Here is an 866-nt window from a genome sequence, read left to right as displayed (position 1 = left end):
GTTGCTCCCCAAACCCCCTCGACCGGCCTCTCATTGGACAGCACGACATTCGGTGCCGTTAGCCAGTGGAGCGCACCTCCTAGATCCCCATCGTACAGCTCCAATAGCGCATCGAGGATCTCGATAAGACGACAGAACACCTCACCAGCCTGTATAGACATCACGGCACTGCCGGGGGACGCAGTGATCCACTGCGCGATCTGCGCTGGCGATCGCTCCAACTCGCTTGCCAAATCGGAGATCAACGACACCGGCAGGCCCGCCAGTACGGCGACGTGCAGATAGTAGTGGCCTCTCGGCAAATCCAGTTTTTCGCGGAGCCTTTCCATAACTGCCTCCAGGATAATTGGCCATTTGATAATGTCATCTTGGCCCCGAGTTTGCGCATGATGGTCTCGAACCATCCGCACCGTAGCTTCGAGAGAGAGCGAATGAACACTATCTGAAGGCTACTCGGCAGTGCGAGAGGGCTTTGGCAGTGACGCTTTGATCGGTGTTATTATTGAAACCTGCCCAAGAGCTTCCTCTCCCGGGTGCGTGTACCGGTGATGAAACTTGGTTTGAGGCGGTCTCGTTGAGGCCGCCTTTGTCGCTTCTGGGAGAGCCCCCAGTACTAAGCAGCCGTTATGCGTCGAAGCGCAAAGCCTCGACCAAAGCTGTTCGCAGGCCCTCTAACTCGGCATTTCTCCAATCTTATGAACTCGCGCTGGGTACGGACGGCGGGAATTATCTGCAATTATCTCGGCATAGATAATTGATCAATATTTAGCCGCCACTACTGAGCAGCGCCTCTCAAAGTTAATCCTTTAGATACAGCAGGTTACAGAACGAATGTCCTAATTTTTGCCTTATCTCGGCATGCCCCC

The 866-nt window shown here is 54.4% G+C and carries 1 pseudogene; it reads right to left on the bottom strand.

What is annotated here, in order from left to right:
* Window positions 1-329 (bottom strand): annotated as a pseudogene (locus NA637_RS25210) (hypothetical protein); the annotation flags it as partial.
* Window positions 330-866 lie beyond the last annotated feature (537 nt).

This window comes from Stutzerimonas stutzeri, from assembly GCF_024448935.1.
GTDB lineage: Bacteria > Pseudomonadota > Gammaproteobacteria > Pseudomonadales > Pseudomonadaceae > Stutzerimonas > Stutzerimonas stutzeri_AO.
Note: the sequence above shows the minus strand (reverse complement) of the source record. Positions and strands in the feature narration are given on the sequence as shown.